Source organism: Pseudomonas sp. S8, assembly GCF_050473925.1.
Taxonomy (GTDB): Bacteria; Pseudomonadota; Gammaproteobacteria; order Pseudomonadales; family Pseudomonadaceae; genus Aquipseudomonas; species Aquipseudomonas parakoreensis.
Genome location: NZ_JBFDVZ010000016.1, coordinates 6,109,676 through 6,125,460, shown reverse-complemented (window position 1 = coordinate 6,125,460; position 15,785 = coordinate 6,109,676). Strand labels below are relative to the sequence as shown.

Sequence of the window (15,785 nt, the reverse complement as noted above, 5' to 3'; positions counted from 1 at the left end):
TCAGTCGACATCTTGGCAGCCTGGATCACCGCCTTCGCTGGCAAGTCAGCTCCCACAGGGTCACGCAAACTCTCAGGCAACGCGCTCATCACCAGGGCTACGCTCGAAGTAGCGCTTGTATTCGCGACTGAACTGCGAAGTGCTCTGATACCCCACCCGATGCGCCACTTGCGCCACACCCAGCCCTTCGGCGACCAGCAAGGTCTGCGCCTTGAGCAAGCGCAGGCGCTTGAGATACTGCACCGGCGACAACAGCGTGCTGCGCTTGAAGTGCTCGTGGAAGGACGACACGCTCATGTTGGCGCAACTGGCCAGAGTCTCGACGTTCAGCGGCTCGGTGTAGTGCGCATGCAAATGGCTGATTGACGCCGCGACCCGGGCGAACTGCCCCTGCTGTTCGACCAGTGCGCGCAACACATCGGCCTGCGGCCCGCGCAACGCAGTGAACAACAATTCGCGGACCCGCGCCGGTCCGAGAATCTGCCGCTCCAGCGGATCGTGCAGGCAACGCAGCAAGCGTTCGACACAGCCTCGCATGTCATCGTCGAGCACCACCGAGGTCATCGACTCCGGTGTCTGCGCCGGAATGTGCCGCCCCGGCGCCAGCCCCATGGCCAGCACCAGTTCGCCAAGCAACACCCGGTCGATGGCCACCGACACACCCAGCAACGGTGCATCCGGCAAGGCAAAGGTTTCACACTCGAACGGCACCGGCAGCGCCTGAATCAGGTAGTGCCCGGCGCCATATTCCATGGTGCGCGGGCCGAGGAACGCCAGTTTGCTGCCTTGGGCGATGATCATCAGGCTCGGTTCATAAATGTGCGGGCCACGCGCCACGTCGCAACTGGCGCGCAACACCTGCACACCGGGTAACCCGGTCTGGCTGTAACCGTCGCAAAGCGCCAGCGGCTCGATCAGCGAAACCAGCGTGGCATTGGCATCAAGGTGGCGAGTCAACTGCATCGGAGGGGTCTTCAAAAAAGTCACGGAAAAAGGCATGCAAGCATCATCGCAGATCCTTTTGCCAATGCGCTTGCCCAGACCTGCATGCCGGAGGATTAGGCATGAGACCCGGAGGAATCGTCATGGCCGCAACGGCAGTCGGCGCCCAAAATGCGCCACCTCACCTGTCACTGCTTCTGCGAGGTTTCTCATGTACACCGCTATCGGTTATGCCGCTCAATCGGCCACCACTCCCCTCGCCCCGATGAAATTCGAACGCCGCAGCCCGCGCGCCGACGACGTGGCGATCGAGATCCTGTACTGCGGCGTCTGCCACTCCGACATCCACCAGGCGCGCAACGAATGGGGCATCGCCGTGTATCCGTTGATGCCCGGCCACGAAATCGTCGGCAAAGTCACCGCCATCGGTGCCAACGTCACTCAACATAAAGTCGGCGACCTGGTCGGTGTCGGTTGCATGGTCGACTCTTGCCGCACCTGCGCCGCCTGCCAGCAGAACCTCGAGCAATACTGCCTCGAAGGCCCGACCATGACCTACGCCACCCCGAACCGGGTCGACGGCAGCAACACCATGGGCGGTTATTCGGACAGCATCGTCGTCAGCGAGCACTTCGTGGTACGCATTCCGGAAAAGCTGGATCTGGCCAGCGCCGCGCCGATCCTCTGTGCCGGCATCACCACCTACTCGCCGCTCAAGCACTACGGGGTCAAGGCCGGCGACAAGGTCGGGATTCTCGGCATGGGCGGCCTCGGCCACATGGGCATCAAGTTCGCCAAGGCCATGGGTGCGGAAGTCACGCTGTTCACCCGTTCGGCGAGCAAGGCCGAAGAAGGCCGTCGTCAGGGCGCCGATCATGTGATCGTCTCCACCGATGCCGAGCAAATGGCCGCCGCTGCGGGCCGTTTCGACTTCCTGCTGGACACCATTCCGGTGCAGCACGACCTCAACCCGTACCTGCAAACCCTGCGCTTTGATGGCGTGCACATTCTGGTCGGCCTGATCGAACCGATCGATCCGCCCGTGCACGCCGCCAACCTGGTGCTAGGCCGTCGCGTGCTGGCCGGCTCGTTGATCGGCGGTATTGCCGAAACCCAGGAAGTGCTGGATTTCTGCGCCGAGCACAACATCACCTGCGACATCGAAATGCTCGACATCCGCCAGATCAACGAAGCTTACGCGCGGATGATTGCCGGTGACGTGAAGTACCGCTTCGTGATCGACATGGCGACCTTGAAGCTTTAAACCTTCAAGCCAAGCTCCGCCGAGAGCCGGGCTGTGACCCCTTTGATCAGGGGGATCAGCTCGGCCATTTTTTCCAGCGGCATGTACGGCACGGTGCTGGCGATGCTGATCGCCGCGACAATGCGCTTGCTCGCATCGCGAATCGGCGCCGCCACGCAGCGGATCGACGGTTCGTTGTCCTCCAGATCGAAGGCGTAGCCGCCGGCCACGTACTCGGTCATGCGCTGCTCGAGCTGTTCCCACGATTGCTGGGGATGCTGCGGCCAGAACTGACTTTTCCCACCCGCCGGCAGGCTGATGTCGTACAGGCGCTGCCAATCCTGCGGCGCATCATCGAGCATCAACGCCTTGCCGATCCCGGTGCGCGCCAACGGCATGCGGTGGCCGACTCGCGAGCGCATTTCCGGGCCGTTGCGCCCCGGATTCTTCAGCAGGTACAAGACCTCATCGCCCTCACGAATGCCCAGGTGCACGGTGTCGCCGGTCAGCGCCGACAACTCGTCCAGATACGGCCCGGCCAGACTCACCAGCGGCAACTCTTCACGCGCCTGAAACCCCAGCTCGATCAGCTTCGGCCCCAGCAGATAGCCGATTTGCGGCACTACGCGCAAATAGCGCTCGTCCACCAGGCAACTGGCCAGACGATGGGTGGTGCTGCGCGTGGTGCCGATCAGCCGGGCAATCTCTTTCAGATCGCGGGCGCCACTGGCCACCGCGTGCACCACGCCCAGGCCGCGAAGCAGCGTCTGGGTGCCGGTGGGGGCGGCGTCCTTGGTTTTTTCCGGGGCGTCTTCCTGCATATCCAGCCTTTACCGTTGAGCGAGGGAACGGGCGGCATTATGGTCGCCCGACGCAGACGACTACAACTCGATACGCTCGACCTTGCCCACCAGCAGCACGTAGGACAATGCACCGATCAGCGCCAGAACCGCGATGTAAGTAATCGCCGGGGCGAACGAATCACCGCTGGCGAGGAAACCGATGACAATCGGCGTGGCAATTGCCGACAGGTTGCCGATGAAGTTGAACACCCCGCCGGTCAGCCCCAGCAACCGCGCCGGAGCGAGGGTCGAGACCAGCGACCAGGTGATCGACGCCAGCCCGTTACCGAAAAACGCCAGCGCCAGGAAGGCAATCACCAGCGGTGTCGATTCAACGAAGTTGGCACCGATGATCGAGGTGGAAATCAGCAGCCCGCCAATGATCGGCAACTTGCGCGCAAAGCCGACGCTGCAGCCACGGCGGATCAACAGGTCGGAAAAGAACCCCGAACACAGCACGCCAATGAACGCGGCAAGAAACGGCAGCGACGCCAACAGGCCGGATTTGATGAAGTCCATGCCGCGATATTTCACCAGATAGGTCGGAAACCACGTCAGGAAGAACCACAGCGTCGAGTTCAGACAGAACTGGCCGAGGTAGATGCCCCACAACTTGCGTTTGCTCAGGACGATGCCGAGATCGGTCCAGCTGAATGAGGCCTTGGTTGCTTGCGCTTGAATGTCTACCAGTCCGCCACCCTCGCGGATCAGGTCAATCTCCGCGTTGTTGGCGCCCTTGAAGTCTCGCGGTTCGCGATACACCGCATACCAGATCGCTGCCCAGATGATGCCAGCCGCACCGGTTGCGACGAACACCATGTGCCAGCCGAACTCATGTTGCAGCCAGGCCAGCACCGGGGTCAGAAACGCCAGGCCGACAAATTGCCCGGAAGTGTAGAAACCAATTGCCGTGGCTCGCTCGCGCTCGGGAAACCAGGTGGTGACCACGCGGCTGTTGATCGGATAGGCCGGCGCTTCCAGCGCGCCGACCGCCATGCGCAGCACGAACAGCGCAATGAAACTCGCGGCGAAGCCGAGCAGCACCGTGGCCAGCGACCACAACAACAGCGCGACGCTGTAGAGAATGCGCGGCGGCACCCGATCCACCAGCCAGCCGCCGGGGATCTGCATCGCGGCGTAGGTCCAGCCGAATGCGGAGAAAATCAGCCCGACGTGAACCGGGTCGATGCCCAGTTCACTGGTCAGCGCGGGCGCGGCAATCGACAGGTTGCTGCGGTCGAGGTAGTTAATGACCACGGTGATGAACAGCAGCACCATGATGAAAAATCGCTTGCAGCTGGGCGTGACTAAAGACGCCTGCCCGGTGAGGGTTTGCGTTGGCATGGGGGTGCCTCTTTTTATGATTATTTGAGGACAGTCGTAAAACTTGCGCCGAACCCTGTGGGAGCTGGCTTGCCAGCGATAGCGGTGCATCTGTTACATCAATGTCGGATGTGCCGCCGTCATCGCTGGCAAGCCAGCTCCCACAATGGATTTTGGGTGGGTCAGAAGGGACTCACCACTCGGCAAAACTGCCGTCGGCATGGCGCCAGATCGGGTTGCGCCAGCGGTGGCCGACGACGGCACGCTCGATCACGTATTCTTCGTTGATCTCGATGCCCAGTCCCGGCCCGTTCGGAATCTTCACGAAGCCCTGGTCGTAGTCGAACACCCGCGGATCCTTCACGTAGTCGAGCAAGTCGTTGCTCTCGTTGTAATGGATACCCAGGCTCTGCTCCTGGATAAACGCGTTGTAACAAGCCGCGTCGAGTTGCAGACACGCCGCCAGCGCAATCGGCCCCAGCGGGCAATGCAGCGCCAACGCCACGTCGTAGGCTTCGGCCATGTTGGCGATCTTGCGGGTCTCGGTGATGCCGCCGGCGTGGGAGGCATCGGGCTGAATGATGTCGACGTAGCCTTCGCTCAACACCCGTTTAAAGTCCCAGCGCGAGAACAGCCGCTCACCGAGGGCAATCGGCGTGCTGGTCAACGGCGCCAGCTCCTTCAGTGCCTCATAGTTTTCACTGAGCACCGGCTCTTCGATGAACATCAGCTTGTACGGGTCGAGCTCCTTCATCAGCACCTTGGCCATCGGCTTGTGCACCCGACCGTGGAAGTCGACACCGATGCCGACGTTCGGCCCGACCGCATCGCGCACGGCGGCGACATTGGCCAGGGCCAGATCGACTTTCTCGAAGGAATCGAGGAACTGCAGCTCTTCGGTACCGTTCATTTTGACTGCCGTAAAGCCACGGCTCACTGCCTCTTTCGCGGCACGTGCGGTGTCGGCCGGACGGTCGCCACCGATCCACGAATACACGCGGATCTTGTCACGCACCTGACCGCCGAGCAGATCACTGACCGACACACCAAGGGCCTTGCCCTTGATGTCCCACAGCGCCTGATCGATACCGGCCAGCGCACTCATGTGGATCGCGCCACCACGGTAGAAGCCACCGCGGTACAACACAGTCCAGATGTCCTCGATGTTGCGTGGGTCTTTGCCGATCAGGTAGTCGGACAATTCTTCAACGGCAGCGGCGACGGTGTGTGCGCGGCCTTCGACCACAGGCTCGCCCCAACCGGTCACGCCCTCATCGGTTTCGACCTTGAGGAAGCACCAGCGCGGCGGCACGATGAAGGTGGTGAGTTTGGTGATTTTCATCTGCTTGTCTCTCTTGTTAGATGCAGCGCACGCAGCGCCGGATAAATCTCAGCGAAGGGCTTTCCAGGCGGCCACGTAGGCCTTGGCGTTGGCGGCCACTTGCTCAACCGTCATGCCCGGTTTGAACAGTCCGGAACCGAGGCCGAAACCTTTTACGCCGGCATCGATGAACGCTTGCATGTTGTCCGGGGTGATCCCGCCGACCGGCGCCAGCACCGTCCCGGAAGGCAACACCGCGAGCCACGCCTTGACCACCGCCGGGCTCATCTGCTCGGCCGGGAACAGCTTGAGAATGTCCGCGCCCTCCTCCAGTGCCGCGAAGGCTTCGGTCGGCGTGGCGACACCCGGCGACAGGTACAGCCCCGCCGCTTTCGCTGCACGCAACACCTTGGCATCGCTGTGCGGCATGACGATCACCTGGCCGCCAGCCTCTTTCACCAGTTCGACCTGCTCCGGGGTCAGCACCGTACCGGCACCGATCAGGCAATCGGCGGGCAAGGTCTGACGCAGGATGCGGATACTTTCATACGGCGATGGGGAATTGAGCGGTACTTCGATGACGCGAAATCCGGCGGCATACAGGACTTCTCCGACAGCAGCGGCTTCCTGCGGATGCAGGCCACGCAGGATTGCGATCAGACCGTTTTGTGCCAATGCTTGCTTGAGCATGTCAGGCCTCCAGTCAGGGTTAACGGGATGAGGAATCGAGCAGCCCGGCGGCCAGCGCCAGTTGCCACAGGCCACGCTCGGTGGCCTGCTCGGCCAGCGTGACGCGAGCGAAACCGCAAGCCTCGAGGGCACGGCCGTAACGGGCGCAGAGTTGCGCGTTGCCAATAAGGATGATTGCCGGCAGATGCACGCTGTGGCGCCGACGCCGCTGCACCGCAGCAAGCGCCGCCAGTTCATGGCCGATCATCAGCCCGGACAGGTAATCCGCTTGCGCCGTCGGGGCCAGTTCGCCGGTCAGGCCCAAAGCGCGTGCACTGAATAATGTGGAGAGCACACCCAGTTCGCCGTCCGCCGACAGCGCCACTTGCACGCCACGGTCAAACGCCAGCCCATCGAACGCTGCACCCTGTTGCTGGGTACGCCCGAGAATGCTGTGTTCACTGAGCACGGCGAACACTTCGCCGGTCATGAACGTATCGAAATGCGTGATGCAGCCGTCGATCACTTCCACCCACTTGGAATGGCTGCCCGGCAGACCGATCAACAGATCGCCGCCCGCCTCGGCCGGCAAGTTCTGCAGTACGCCGAGGACTTGGGTTTCTTCACCGCGCATGACATTGGGCAGACGAGAGCGCTGGATCACGCCCGGCACGATATGCACCCGTGTGCCGCGCAGGCTGACCAGCGTTTGTAGGGAGTTTCCGAGATTGGCGACGTTTGCCGGCGTTTCGCAGTAGGCCGCCTCGCGCCAGCCCTGGGCGCTGCCCACCATGCCGCAGGCGATCACCGGCAGATCCGGCTGCGCATCAAGCCAGTCGCCACACGCCTCTTCGAAGGCCAATTCAAAACCGTCGGAGCATTCACCACCGTTGATGACTCGCGGCGTCTTCGGTAACTGCATGATTCCGGACGACAGCGCACGCTGCTCCAGCACCACTGCGCCCGCCGCGAGTTTGTAAGCACGTAATGAGGTCGTCCCCCAATCGAGCGCGATCAATTGCGCCTGCATCGCATCACCTGTTTTGTTTTTGGCAGTGAGTGCGACGGACTATAAACCTTGGCGAAGGAAAATCTCAATATATAAATATCATTCCCACATTGTGGGATTGAAGCAAAAAAGATCGCAGCCTTCGGCAGCTCCTACAAGGATCAGTGCAGGAGCTGCCGAAGGCTGCGATCTTTTCTTACAGGTTAACTACCCTTCGGCAAACTCACGCAACACCTTGCCATCCATGCGATAGCGCACCCACTCTTCCTGCGGCTGCGCACCAAGGGATTTGTAGAATTCGATGGCCGGGGTGTTCCAGTCCAGCACACTCCATTCGAAGCGGCCGCAGTCGTTGTCGCAGGCGATTTTCGCCAGATGCCGCAGCAGGGTTTTACCGGCACCGCCGCCGCGTTGTTCGGGGGTGATGTAGAGGTCTTCGAGGTACAGGCAATTGCTGCCGAGCCACGTCGAATAGCTGAAGAAGAACACCGCAAAACCGATCGGCACACCGTCACGCAGGCAGATCAGACCATGGGCCGTGGCGCCTTCACTGAACAGGCTGCGCTCGATATCGGTGACGCTGGCGATCACTTCGTGGCGGGCCTTTTCGAAATCTGCCAGTTCGGTGATGAAGGCGAGGATTTGCGGCGCATCGCTGGGGGTCGCCGGGCGGATTTCGATCGTCATGAACGGGCCTTGTCGGAAAAGGGAAAGCGCCATACTAAAGCCGTGGGCGGCGCTCGTCACATTCCATACCTGGTAGAGAAACTTGTGGTGAGGGGATTTATCCCCGATGGGGTGCGCAGCAGCCTTGAAAAAGGGGAGTGCTTCGCACTCCATCGGGGATAAATCCCCTCACCACAGAAGTATCATGGGCTTCAAAATTCAGGTAAGTCTGCAAGGATGTTCATGAACGCCACTGCTTTTGCGCCGCTCACCTCACTCGCCGCCGAGTTGCTGCCCCACGCTCTGGAGACCTCCGACGACGGTGCCCACGACCTCGCTCACTTGCAACGGATCTGGCACACCGTGCGCACCTTGCAGGCCGAGGAAGGCGGCGACTTCGAAGTATTGCTCGCCGCCGTGCTGCTGCACGACTGCGTAGCTGTCGAAAAGAACTCGCCGCTGCGCTCGCAGGCCTCGCGCCTTGCCGCTGACAAAGCCGCCAACGTGTTGGCCGATCTGGATTGGCCCGAAAGCAAAATCGCCGCCGTCAGCCACGCCATCGAAGCCCACAGTTTTTCCGCCAACATCACCCCGCTGACTCTCGAAGCGAAACTGGTCCAGGACGCCGATCGGCTCGACTCGCTGGGCATGCTCGGCGTTGCCCGCACCTTCTACGTCGCCGGGCGCATGGGCAGTGCGTTGTATGACCCGCTGGACCCTGAAGCCAAGGAGCGCGACTACGACGACACACGCTTCTGCCTCGACCACTTTCAGACCAAGCTGCTGCACCTGGCCGACGGTTTCCAGACTGGCGCTGGTCAGCGTCTGGCGCAGATCCGCCATCAGCGTCTGAAGGGTTTCATGGAGCAGTTCAAGGAAGAGATCGGCATTGATGCCGCACTTCGCCAATAGACCGTTCGTCGATCATCAGGCACCAATCCGATTCAGGGGCAGACCAAACACAGGTAAGGATTCCAATCACTGGAGAAGCCCTATGATCCCGTCAAGGTTGACTGCCCTCGTTTTCGCCGCCCTGCTGAGCCCTGCGGTTTTCGCCGCTTCTACCACTGCAGCGGGCACCGGCCCTACCGATCCGGTTCCATCACCGCGCGCCCCGGCCATTAACAGTGCCCCAGGCATGAACACCGATGGCTCCGGGGTGCCGTTGATCAACCAGCCACCTGCCACTGGCACCGACCCACGCACACAAGGCAGTGACCCCGGCCGCCAGGGTGGCATGAACACCCCCGACTCCCCCGCAACACCCGATAACGCCGGCCCCGGCATCGGCTCGAAAACCACCACCGGTGGCTCGGGTTCCGAAGGCAGCGGGCAGTAGTTCGCCGACGCGAGCGTCCTATTCACATCCATGAAGAGGTAACCATGAACGTCGATAAAAACCTGGAAAAAGAAGTCCTTACCCGCCTGCTGCACGCCCATCCGAGTGGATTGGGCAAAGAGGTGCTGGACAACTATCGCGGTGAGAAAGTCGTGGCCAGCGCCCTCGCCGCCCTGCAGGATCGCGGACTGATTCACCATGGTCATGTAACCTGCAACGAGGCCGGCGAACACTCCTTGAATCTGCCGATCAAGCTCAGTGCCGCGGGCGTTGAAGCGGCGAGAAAGCTGGATGTCTAGAAGCGGTGGTTGTGTGAACACATGATCTTTTAGGAGCTGCCGCTGGCGGCGATCTTTTGATCTTGCTTTTTAAAATCAAAAGATCGCAGCCTTCGGCAGCTCCTACACATGAAACCCATCTACTGGTGCAAGGAGAAATCCCATGCCTCGTGGAAGCAAAGACAAATACACCGCCGAACAGAAGCGCAAGGCCGATCACATCGAAGACAGCTATGAGAAAAAAGGCTTGTCGAAGGATGCAGCCGAGGCGCGGGCCTGGGCGACGGTCAATAAACAGTCGGGCGGTGGCGAAAAGGCTGGCGGCTCCGGACGCAGGAAACCGGCGAGTGCCAAGTCCGAAGATCGCAAAGAATCATCGCGGCGAGCGGTGGCCAGTCGCGAGGGACATGCGCGCGACAGCAAGACTTCGCGCGAGACGCAGACTGTCGACAGTCTGCGGAAAGAGGCGCGGGCGAAGAATATCGCCGGGCGCTCTTCGATGCGCAAGGATGAGTTGATTGCGGCGTTGCGCAAAGCCGGCTGATATTTGTTGTGAGGCTGATGGCCTTATCGCTGGCAAGCCAGCTCCCACAGTGACTCCGGGGTACACAAATTTGCGTTTCACCCTGTAAACCTGTGGGAGCTGGCTTGCCAGCGAAAGCGTCAGTTCAGTCGCCGCAGGACTCGCGGATAAACCCATCCACTTCAGCCGCCCCCGGCGCTGTCGCCGGCCCCCATCGCGTGACTGCCAAAGCCGCCGCCGCATTCGCCCGCCGCGCCGCCTCATGCGCATCCAAGCCCTGCGCCAACCCGGCGACAAACACCCCGGCATGCGCATCCCCCGCACCGTTGCTGTCCACGGCTTTCACGGCGAACCCCGGCACATGCCGACGTTCACCGGCCTGCTGAATCCAGCAACCCTGCGGCCCGTCGCGTACCACCAACAGCACGTCTTGCGGTAAGTGTTCGGCGAGTCGGTCCAGTGCCGCGCCAATGTCCGCAGCTCCGGTGAAGCGCAACGCCTCGACGCCGTTGCTGGTCCACACATCGATGCGCGGCAGCAGCGCTTGCATCAACGCCGAGTCCGGCGACTCGACCAGCGGGCCCGGATCGAACACCACGTTGATCGCGTCCGGCAGCGCCAGCGTCCAGTCCAGCAAAGCTTGCGCCTTGCCTGCATGCAGCAGGCTGTAGCCGCTCACATAAACGTAATCGCCCGCCTCGGCGGCCACGCTGTTCAAATCCTCCTCGGTCACCTCGCCTTCAGCGCCGATGTAGGAAATGAAACTGCGCTCGGCCGACGCATCGGTCAGCGCCACGCAAATCCCGGTGTCGCGTTGCGCAGGCGTCGAGATGCCAATATGAATGCCTTCATCCTTCATCGCCTGACGCGCCAGATCACCGAAACGCCCACTGCCGTGGCGACCGAGATAAACCACCGGCAAACCATTGCGCACGGCTGCGGCCATCACGTTGAAGCCGCCGCCGGCCTCGAACGCGGCAGACTGCGCCAGCACATCGCCGCCGATTTGCGGCAACCGATCCACGGCCATGACCAGGTCGATGATGACCTGGCCGGTGTGCAACATCTTAGGCATGAGCATTCTCGACTTGCGCGGCGCGGCGGTCTTTCGCCCCGCCGAGAACCAGGTAAATGCCACCGGCCACCACGAAGGTCATGATCCAGCCCAGACCGTTGTGGCCCAGCCACGAGTCAGACAGGAAGCCTTTGAACCAGACGTTCTCGGCGGTGGTGCCGATGGTGGTGAAACTGAAGCCGAGCACGATGGCAATCGCCCAGGCGCCGAACGCACGCCACTCGATGCCGCCGCGATACCAATAGGCGCTGCTCGGGCTGACATCGAGCAGGTCTCTGGGGCTGTAGTAATGACGGTGAATCAGGTCGACGACGAAGATCCCGACCCACGCAGTGATCGGCACCGCCAACAGGGAAATGAAGGTGATGAACGGGCCGTAGAAGCTGTCGGCAATCAGCATGAAGTAGATCGAGCCGGCGAAGATCGCGACGATATCCACCACCACCGCGTAGACGCGTTTGACCTTGAGACCCAAAGTCAGCGTGGTCAAACCGGCGGAGTACACCGAAAGGTTGTTCGACAGCAGCAGGCCGCCGAATGCGGTGATCAGGTACGGCACAGCCATCCACGTTGGCAGCATGTCGCGGATTGCCACGATCGGGTCAGTCGCCGATGCCAGGTCGTTGTTACCCACCGACAGCAGGCCGCCGAGGGTGATCAGCAGCACCAGCGGAATCCCCGCACCGAACGCCGCCGACGCCACCAGCCGTACAGCCTTGACGCTGCGGTGCTGATAGCGCGACATGTCCGCGCCGGCGTTGGCCCAGCCGATCCCGGTGCCGGCGGCCATGGTGCCGATACCAATGATCATCGCGCTCAGCGGCGCTGGCGTGGCGTTGAACACGGCGCTCCAGTCGATGGTCGCGCAAAGGAAGCCGCCGACCAGAATGTTCAGCGCGCCGAACACGTAGGTCGCCCACTTCTGGATCACCAGCAACGTCGCGTGACCGAGGCCGGAAACCGACAGGGTCAGCAACACGAAAATGGCGATGAAGAGCAGGGTCAGCACGGGCGCGCTTTTCGCTTCAACCGGTGAGCCAAACAGGATCGAACACAGCGACAGCAACACGAATGCCGCGGTGGTGGTGTTGACGGTTTCCCAGCCCAGACGCGACATCAGCGAGACCAGGGTCGGGCCGATATTGCCGCGCACGCCGAAGATTGCCCGCGACAAGGTCAGACTCGGCGCGCGGCCGCGGCGACCGGCAATCGAGATGATTCCCACCACCGCAAACGAACCGGCTGCGCCGACAATCGCGACAATGATCGCCTGCCAGATTGCCAGCCCGCGAAACGCCACCAGCGTAGCGCCGAGCGGCAGTCCGAGAATGGAAATGTTGGCGGCGAACCAGACCCAGAACAGTTGCAGCGGATGGCCGTTGCACTCGGCTTCCGGCACCGGCTCGATACCCCGGGTTTCCAGCTGCCCGGCGCTTGGCCCGACGTTTGATGAACTCATGAACAGTGCTCCTGTTTGCCTTTATTGTGTTTGTGGCAATGACGCAAAACGACAAGACATCTGTGGCCTTCCCGGGCCTGTCTGTGCGATCCATTGCGGGTGAATAATTCATAAATGCGTCGCGCCTATCGCGGGCAAGCCCGCTCCCACAGGTTCAAAGTGAACCTTAAGATATGCACGATCCCTGTGGGAGCTGGCTTGCCAGCGAAGGCGTCAATTGAATCAACGCAAGGCCAACAGCCCCTGCACCAACGGCTCAAGCTCCAGATGATTAACAGCCTTCACCGTCTTGATCATCTCGGCAGGCCAGCTCTCAAGACCCAGGCAGGCCCCGAGCATGGCGCCGAGAATCGCCGCGATGGTGTCGGTGTCACCGCCCAGGCTGGCAGCCATGCACAACGCGTCGAACGCGCTCATCTCGCCGACCGCCACTTGCTGCGCCAGGGCAAACGAGACCACCACCGATTCCTGCGAGGCCACTGACGTGCCGATCACGTCGTACAGCAGATCCGCCAGCAGCGCCTTGTCGCTGTCGACGCTGATGCTGCGCGCCCAACTGATGCGCGAAGCGATGCGCCCGCCAGCGACCCAGTGCCCATGTGCCTCGGCCTGTTGCGCAATCTGCTGGCCAAGGTTCAATGCCTCGCCCAGATCCATGCCGTTGATCCCGGCCGAAACCACCGCCGCCACCGCCGCCGCGCTGGAAATCCCCAGCGTGGTGTTGTGGGTGACCTGACAGGCCTGCACCACGGCCGCAATGAAACGCTCGGGATCGGCGACGTTTGCGGCGATGCCAACCGGGGTGATGCGCATCGCCGCGCCATTGGTGGTGCCGTAACGCCCGGCCTCCTCCGGCGAATGCCCGGCGAGGATCATTTCAATGGCGCGTTTGGTCGACGGGCCGAGCAGGTCCTGCGACCCCTTGGCCTGCATCTCGGCTTCCCATTCGATCAGCCGTTGGGCGAGGACTGCCGGCTCGATCTGACCCTTGCCTTCGACCAGCAACTGACCGACCAGAATCGCCTGTTCGGTGTCGTCGGTGATCGAGCCTTTGGGCATGTTGGCGGCAATCGGTTGCAGAGGACCGGCATCCTGCAGATCGGTGATCCGGCCAAAGCGGGTCTTGATCGTTTCGCGGTTCAGCGATTGCGTCGGCATGCCCAGCGCATCACCGAGGGCCAGGCCGTAAAACGCACCGAGGGCACGGTTGAGCGCGGTCATTTCGATTCTCCAAATTGCAGGTGCAGGCGGAAATGCACCGGGTCGAGCAGGCTTTCGACCTGTTCCATGAAACGGTTCTGTCGGTCGTAGGTGGTGCGCAGGGCCTTGAGGAACACGGTCCCAGTCGGGCGCCCGAGCAGTTCGGCGTCCTCGGCATTCAGCGGTTCGGCGCCGATCCATTGATCGCCGCGTTCGCCGATGTAGCCGTAGGCCGCGAGGGTAATGGTCAACGAGTTGTCGATCAGACCGACACGCGGCAGGCTTTCCAGGCCGCCGGTGGCCGGCATCAAAGAGCGCTCGAGGGACACCAGGGTGCCGTCGTTGGAGCGGCGACGGCGGTCGAGGGTGATGAATTGGTCGGTACCGAACCGCGAGAGCAGATCGGGCCGGGTCACGGCTTCCAGGCGCAGCACTTCGGTGTTGATCAGCGCCCCGCTGTCGGCCAGCGCCTGCGCCCAGCCGCTGCGCTGATCGAGCGCTACACCGTCGAACGTGACAATGGAGCCGACCCCGCTTTGCGTGGCGATGTAATTGCGCCGCTTCAGCTCGGCCAGCGCCTCGCGCAACGTGCCACGGCTGACGTTGAATTCCTGCGCCAACTGATGCTCGCCGGGCAACAGAAAGCCGTCCTCCATGAGGCCGCTTTCGATGCGCCGGACGAGCTCGTCGACCACCCGTTGTTTCTTGTCAAATCGTACCTGTCTAATCATGTACAAAGTGATACCCGAAACGGGCGCGAGCGGGCAAGGAATTTTTAGGAGAGATGACGGAAGGTCTGGCGCGGCGCAACCACCTGTGGGAGCTGGCTTGCCAGCGATGGCGGCGGAACATTCAAAGTTAATGTTGAATGATCAACCGAAATCGCTGGCAAGCCAGCTCCCACAGGTTCGCGTGCTGAGCGGGAATCAGCGTTGTTTGAGGCGGTCGATGACCACGGCCAGCAACAGAATCGAACCGCGAATCACATACTGATAAAACGTGTCGATGTTCTTCAGGTTCATCGCATTTTCGATGATCGCCAGAATCAGCACCCCGGCAATCACGTGGCGGATCATGCCGATCCCGCCGCTCAACGACACGCCGCCGAGCACACACGCCGAAATTACGGTCAGCTCGAAACCCTGGCCAATCATTGGCTGCCCGGAGGTCATGCGCGATGCCAGAATCACCCCGGCCAGTGCGCCGATCACGCCGTGCACGGCAAAAATGATGATCTTGGTCCGGTCAACGTTGACCCCGGCGAGCAACGCCGCTTCCTGGTTGCCGCCGATGGCCATGGTGTTGCGCCCGTAGGTGGTGTAGTTCAGCAGCCAGCCGAAGAACAGGAAGCAGACGATGGTGATCAGGATCGGCACCGGCACGCCGAACAACTGGCCGTTGCCGAAGACGAAGAACGACTCCTGCGACACGCCCACCGCTTTGCCGTTGGCAAAAATGTAGGCCAGGCCGCGAACAATCTGCATGGTCGCCAGCGTGGTGATCAACGCGTTGACCCGCAACTTGGCAATCACGATGCCGTTGATCAGCCCGACCATCAGGCCCATCACCAGCGCCGCGCTGACGCCGAGGAACACGCTGTTGGTGTCGCGCATCACCACCGCCGCAACGACCCCGGCGCAAGCGATCACCGAGCCTACCGACAAGTCGAAGTGCCCCGACGCCAGGCAATACAGCATGGTGCACGCGGCAATGCCGGTGGTGGAAATCGCCAGGCCCAGCCCGCGCATGTTCAGTGGCGAGAGGAAGTTGTCGATCAGCAGCGTGCAGGCGACGAAGATGCCGATGGCCGCCAGCAGCATGACCCAGTCGTCGAGGAAGCGCCGCAGGTCCAGCGGTTTGCGGGGAGTCGGCAGCGCCTTGTTTTGGATGGTCATC

17 protein-coding genes are annotated in these 15,785 nt (G+C 61.9%); 5 read left to right on the top strand and 12 right to left on the bottom strand.

The features are described from left to right. Nucleotides 1-72: 72 nt before the first annotated feature. Nucleotides 73-963, bottom strand: a complete 891-nt coding sequence (locus AB1J88_RS28965) for an AraC family transcriptional regulator (RefSeq protein ID WP_007961974.1) — start codon at nt 961-963, stop codon at nt 73-75. Between the two features lie 190 nt (nt 964-1,153). On the opposite strand from AB1J88_RS28965, the gene AB1J88_RS28960 reads away from it, so the two are divergent. Continuing rightward, on the top strand, nt 1,154-2,206 hold the full coding sequence (locus tag AB1J88_RS28960; protein WP_430292625.1) for an NAD(P)-dependent alcohol dehydrogenase: 1,053 nt from the start codon (nt 1,154-1,156) through the stop codon (nt 2,204-2,206). Here the strand turns inward: AB1J88_RS28960 and AB1J88_RS28955 are convergent. The 6 genes from AB1J88_RS28955 to AB1J88_RS28930 form a co-directional block, all read right to left on the bottom strand. Then, on the bottom strand, nt 2,203-3,006 hold the full coding sequence (locus tag AB1J88_RS28955) for an IclR family transcriptional regulator (RefSeq protein WP_041069258.1): 804 nt from the start codon (nt 3,004-3,006) through the stop codon (nt 2,203-2,205). The two genes, AB1J88_RS28960 and AB1J88_RS28955, sit on opposite strands and share 4 nt — an antisense overlap. 60 nt (nt 3,007-3,066) lie before the next feature. Then, a complete protein-coding gene (locus tag AB1J88_RS28950; RefSeq protein ID WP_430292624.1) occupies nt 3,067-4,371 on the bottom strand; it encodes an MFS transporter in 1,305 nt (434 codons plus the stop codon). Between the two features lie 172 nt (nt 4,372-4,543). Further along, nucleotides 4,544-5,692, bottom strand: a complete 1,149-nt coding sequence (gene dgoD, locus AB1J88_RS28945) for a galactonate dehydratase (protein ID WP_430292623.1) — start codon at nt 5,690-5,692, stop codon at nt 4,544-4,546. A 48-nt stretch (nt 5,693-5,740) separates the two neighbouring features. Then, nucleotides 5,741-6,361, bottom strand: coding sequence for a 2-dehydro-3-deoxy-6-phosphogalactonate aldolase (locus AB1J88_RS28940; protein ID WP_103369247.1), 621 nt, complete (start codon nt 6,359-6,361; stop codon nt 5,741-5,743). 19 nt (nt 6,362-6,380) lie between these two features. Next, on the bottom strand, nt 6,381-7,370 hold the full coding sequence (locus AB1J88_RS28935; RefSeq protein WP_222018659.1) for a 2-dehydro-3-deoxygalactonokinase: 990 nt from the start codon (nt 7,368-7,370) through the stop codon (nt 6,381-6,383). A 186-nt stretch (nt 7,371-7,556) separates the two neighbouring features. After that, nucleotides 7,557-8,036, bottom strand: coding sequence for a GNAT family N-acetyltransferase (locus tag AB1J88_RS28930; protein ID WP_007961964.1), 480 nt, complete (start codon nt 8,034-8,036; stop codon nt 7,557-7,559). A gap of 222 nt (nt 8,037-8,258) precedes the next feature. Here AB1J88_RS28930 and AB1J88_RS28925 point away from each other — a divergent pair, with 222 nt between their 5' ends. The 4 genes from AB1J88_RS28925 (at nt 8,259) to AB1J88_RS28910 (ending at nt 10,176) form a co-directional block, all read left to right on the top strand. After that, nucleotides 8,259-8,927, top strand: coding sequence for an HD domain-containing protein (locus AB1J88_RS28925; RefSeq protein WP_430292622.1), 669 nt, complete (start codon nt 8,259-8,261; stop codon nt 8,925-8,927). A gap of 82 nt (nt 8,928-9,009) precedes the next feature. Beyond that, the gene (locus tag AB1J88_RS28920; protein WP_047295624.1) at nt 9,010-9,354 is read left to right on the top strand and encodes a hypothetical protein; all 345 of its coding nucleotides are present in this window, start codon (nt 9,010-9,012) and stop codon (nt 9,352-9,354) included. A gap of 44 nt (nt 9,355-9,398) precedes the next feature. After that, nucleotides 9,399-9,653, top strand: a complete 255-nt coding sequence (locus tag AB1J88_RS28915) for a hypothetical protein (RefSeq protein ID WP_007961959.1) — start codon at nt 9,399-9,401, stop codon at nt 9,651-9,653. Between the two features lie 142 nt (nt 9,654-9,795). Beyond that, complete coding sequence (locus AB1J88_RS28910) at nt 9,796-10,176, top strand: Rho termination factor N-terminal domain-containing protein (RefSeq protein WP_430292621.1); 381 nt, start codon at nt 9,796-9,798, stop codon at nt 10,174-10,176. 124 nt (nt 10,177-10,300) lie between these two features. On the opposite strand, the gene AB1J88_RS28905 is transcribed toward AB1J88_RS28910, so the two are convergent. The 5 genes from AB1J88_RS28905 to araH all read right to left on the bottom strand — a co-directional run bounded on the left by AB1J88_RS28905 (nt 10,301) and on the right by araH (nt 15,784). Beyond that, nucleotides 10,301-11,230, bottom strand: a complete 930-nt coding sequence (locus AB1J88_RS28905; protein ID WP_430292620.1) for a PfkB family carbohydrate kinase — start codon at nt 11,228-11,230, stop codon at nt 10,301-10,303. Further along, nucleotides 11,223-12,689, bottom strand: a complete 1,467-nt coding sequence (locus AB1J88_RS28900) for a purine-cytosine permease family protein (RefSeq protein WP_430292619.1) — start codon at nt 12,687-12,689, stop codon at nt 11,223-11,225. Before AB1J88_RS28900 ends, AB1J88_RS28905 begins: the two co-directional genes overlap by 8 nt. 222 nt (nt 12,690-12,911) lie before the next feature. After that, nucleotides 12,912-13,910 (bottom strand): ADP-ribosylglycohydrolase family protein, encoded by a 999-nt coding sequence (locus AB1J88_RS28895; RefSeq protein WP_430292618.1) that lies wholly within the window; start codon nt 13,908-13,910, stop codon nt 12,912-12,914. Then, a complete protein-coding gene (locus tag AB1J88_RS28890; RefSeq protein ID WP_108183475.1) occupies nt 13,907-14,620 on the bottom strand; it encodes a GntR family transcriptional regulator in 714 nt (237 codons plus the stop codon). The genes AB1J88_RS28895 and AB1J88_RS28890 overlap by 4 nt, the downstream gene beginning before the upstream one ends. 195 nt (nt 14,621-14,815) lie before the next feature. Next, on the bottom strand, nt 14,816-15,784 hold the full coding sequence (gene araH / locus AB1J88_RS28885; protein WP_041069807.1) for an L-arabinose ABC transporter permease AraH: 969 nt from the start codon (nt 15,782-15,784) through the stop codon (nt 14,816-14,818). Nucleotide 15,785: the final 1 nt, after the last annotated feature.

Coding starts and splice junctions, on each gene's coding strand:
- AB1J88_RS28965 (WP_007961974.1), bottom strand. CDS start 963: ATGCAGTTGACTCGCCACCTTGATGCCAATGCCACGCTGGTTTCGCTG.
- AB1J88_RS28960 (WP_430292625.1), top strand. CDS start 1,154: ATGTACACCGCTATCGGTTATGCCGCTCAATCGGCCACCACTCCCCTC.
- AB1J88_RS28955 (WP_041069258.1), bottom strand. CDS start 3,006: ATGCAGGAAGACGCCCCGGAAAAAACCAAGGACGCCGCCCCCACCGGC.
- AB1J88_RS28950 (WP_430292624.1), bottom strand. CDS start 4,371: ATGCCAACGCAAACCCTCACCGGGCAGGCGTCTTTAGTCACGCCCAGC.
- dgoD (WP_430292623.1), bottom strand. CDS start 5,692: ATGAAAATCACCAAACTCACCACCTTCATCGTGCCGCCGCGCTGGTGC.
- AB1J88_RS28940 (WP_103369247.1), bottom strand. CDS start 6,361: ATGCTCAAGCAAGCATTGGCACAAAACGGTCTGATCGCAATCCTGCGT.
- AB1J88_RS28935 (WP_222018659.1), bottom strand. CDS start 7,370: ATGCAGGCGCAATTGATCGCGCTCGATTGGGGGACGACCTCATTACGT.
- AB1J88_RS28930 (WP_007961964.1), bottom strand. CDS start 8,036: ATGACGATCGAAATCCGCCCGGCGACCCCCAGCGATGCGCCGCAAATC.
- AB1J88_RS28925 (WP_430292622.1), top strand. CDS start 8,259: ATGAACGCCACTGCTTTTGCGCCGCTCACCTCACTCGCCGCCGAGTTG.
- AB1J88_RS28920 (WP_047295624.1), top strand. CDS start 9,010: ATGATCCCGTCAAGGTTGACTGCCCTCGTTTTCGCCGCCCTGCTGAGC.
- AB1J88_RS28915 (WP_007961959.1), top strand. CDS start 9,399: ATGAACGTCGATAAAAACCTGGAAAAAGAAGTCCTTACCCGCCTGCTG.
- AB1J88_RS28910 (WP_430292621.1), top strand. CDS start 9,796: ATGCCTCGTGGAAGCAAAGACAAATACACCGCCGAACAGAAGCGCAAG.
- AB1J88_RS28905 (WP_430292620.1), bottom strand. CDS start 11,230: ATGCCTAAGATGTTGCACACCGGCCAGGTCATCATCGACCTGGTCATG.
- AB1J88_RS28900 (WP_430292619.1), bottom strand. CDS start 12,689: ATGAGTTCATCAAACGTCGGGCCAAGCGCCGGGCAGCTGGAAACCCGG.
- AB1J88_RS28895 (WP_430292618.1), bottom strand. CDS start 13,910: ATGACCGCGCTCAACCGTGCCCTCGGTGCGTTTTACGGCCTGGCCCTC.
- AB1J88_RS28890 (WP_108183475.1), bottom strand. CDS start 14,620: ATGATTAGACAGGTACGATTTGACAAGAAACAACGGGTGGTCGACGAG.
- araH (WP_041069807.1), bottom strand. CDS start 15,784: ATGACCATCCAAAACAAGGCGCTGCCGACTCCCCGCAAACCGCTGGAC.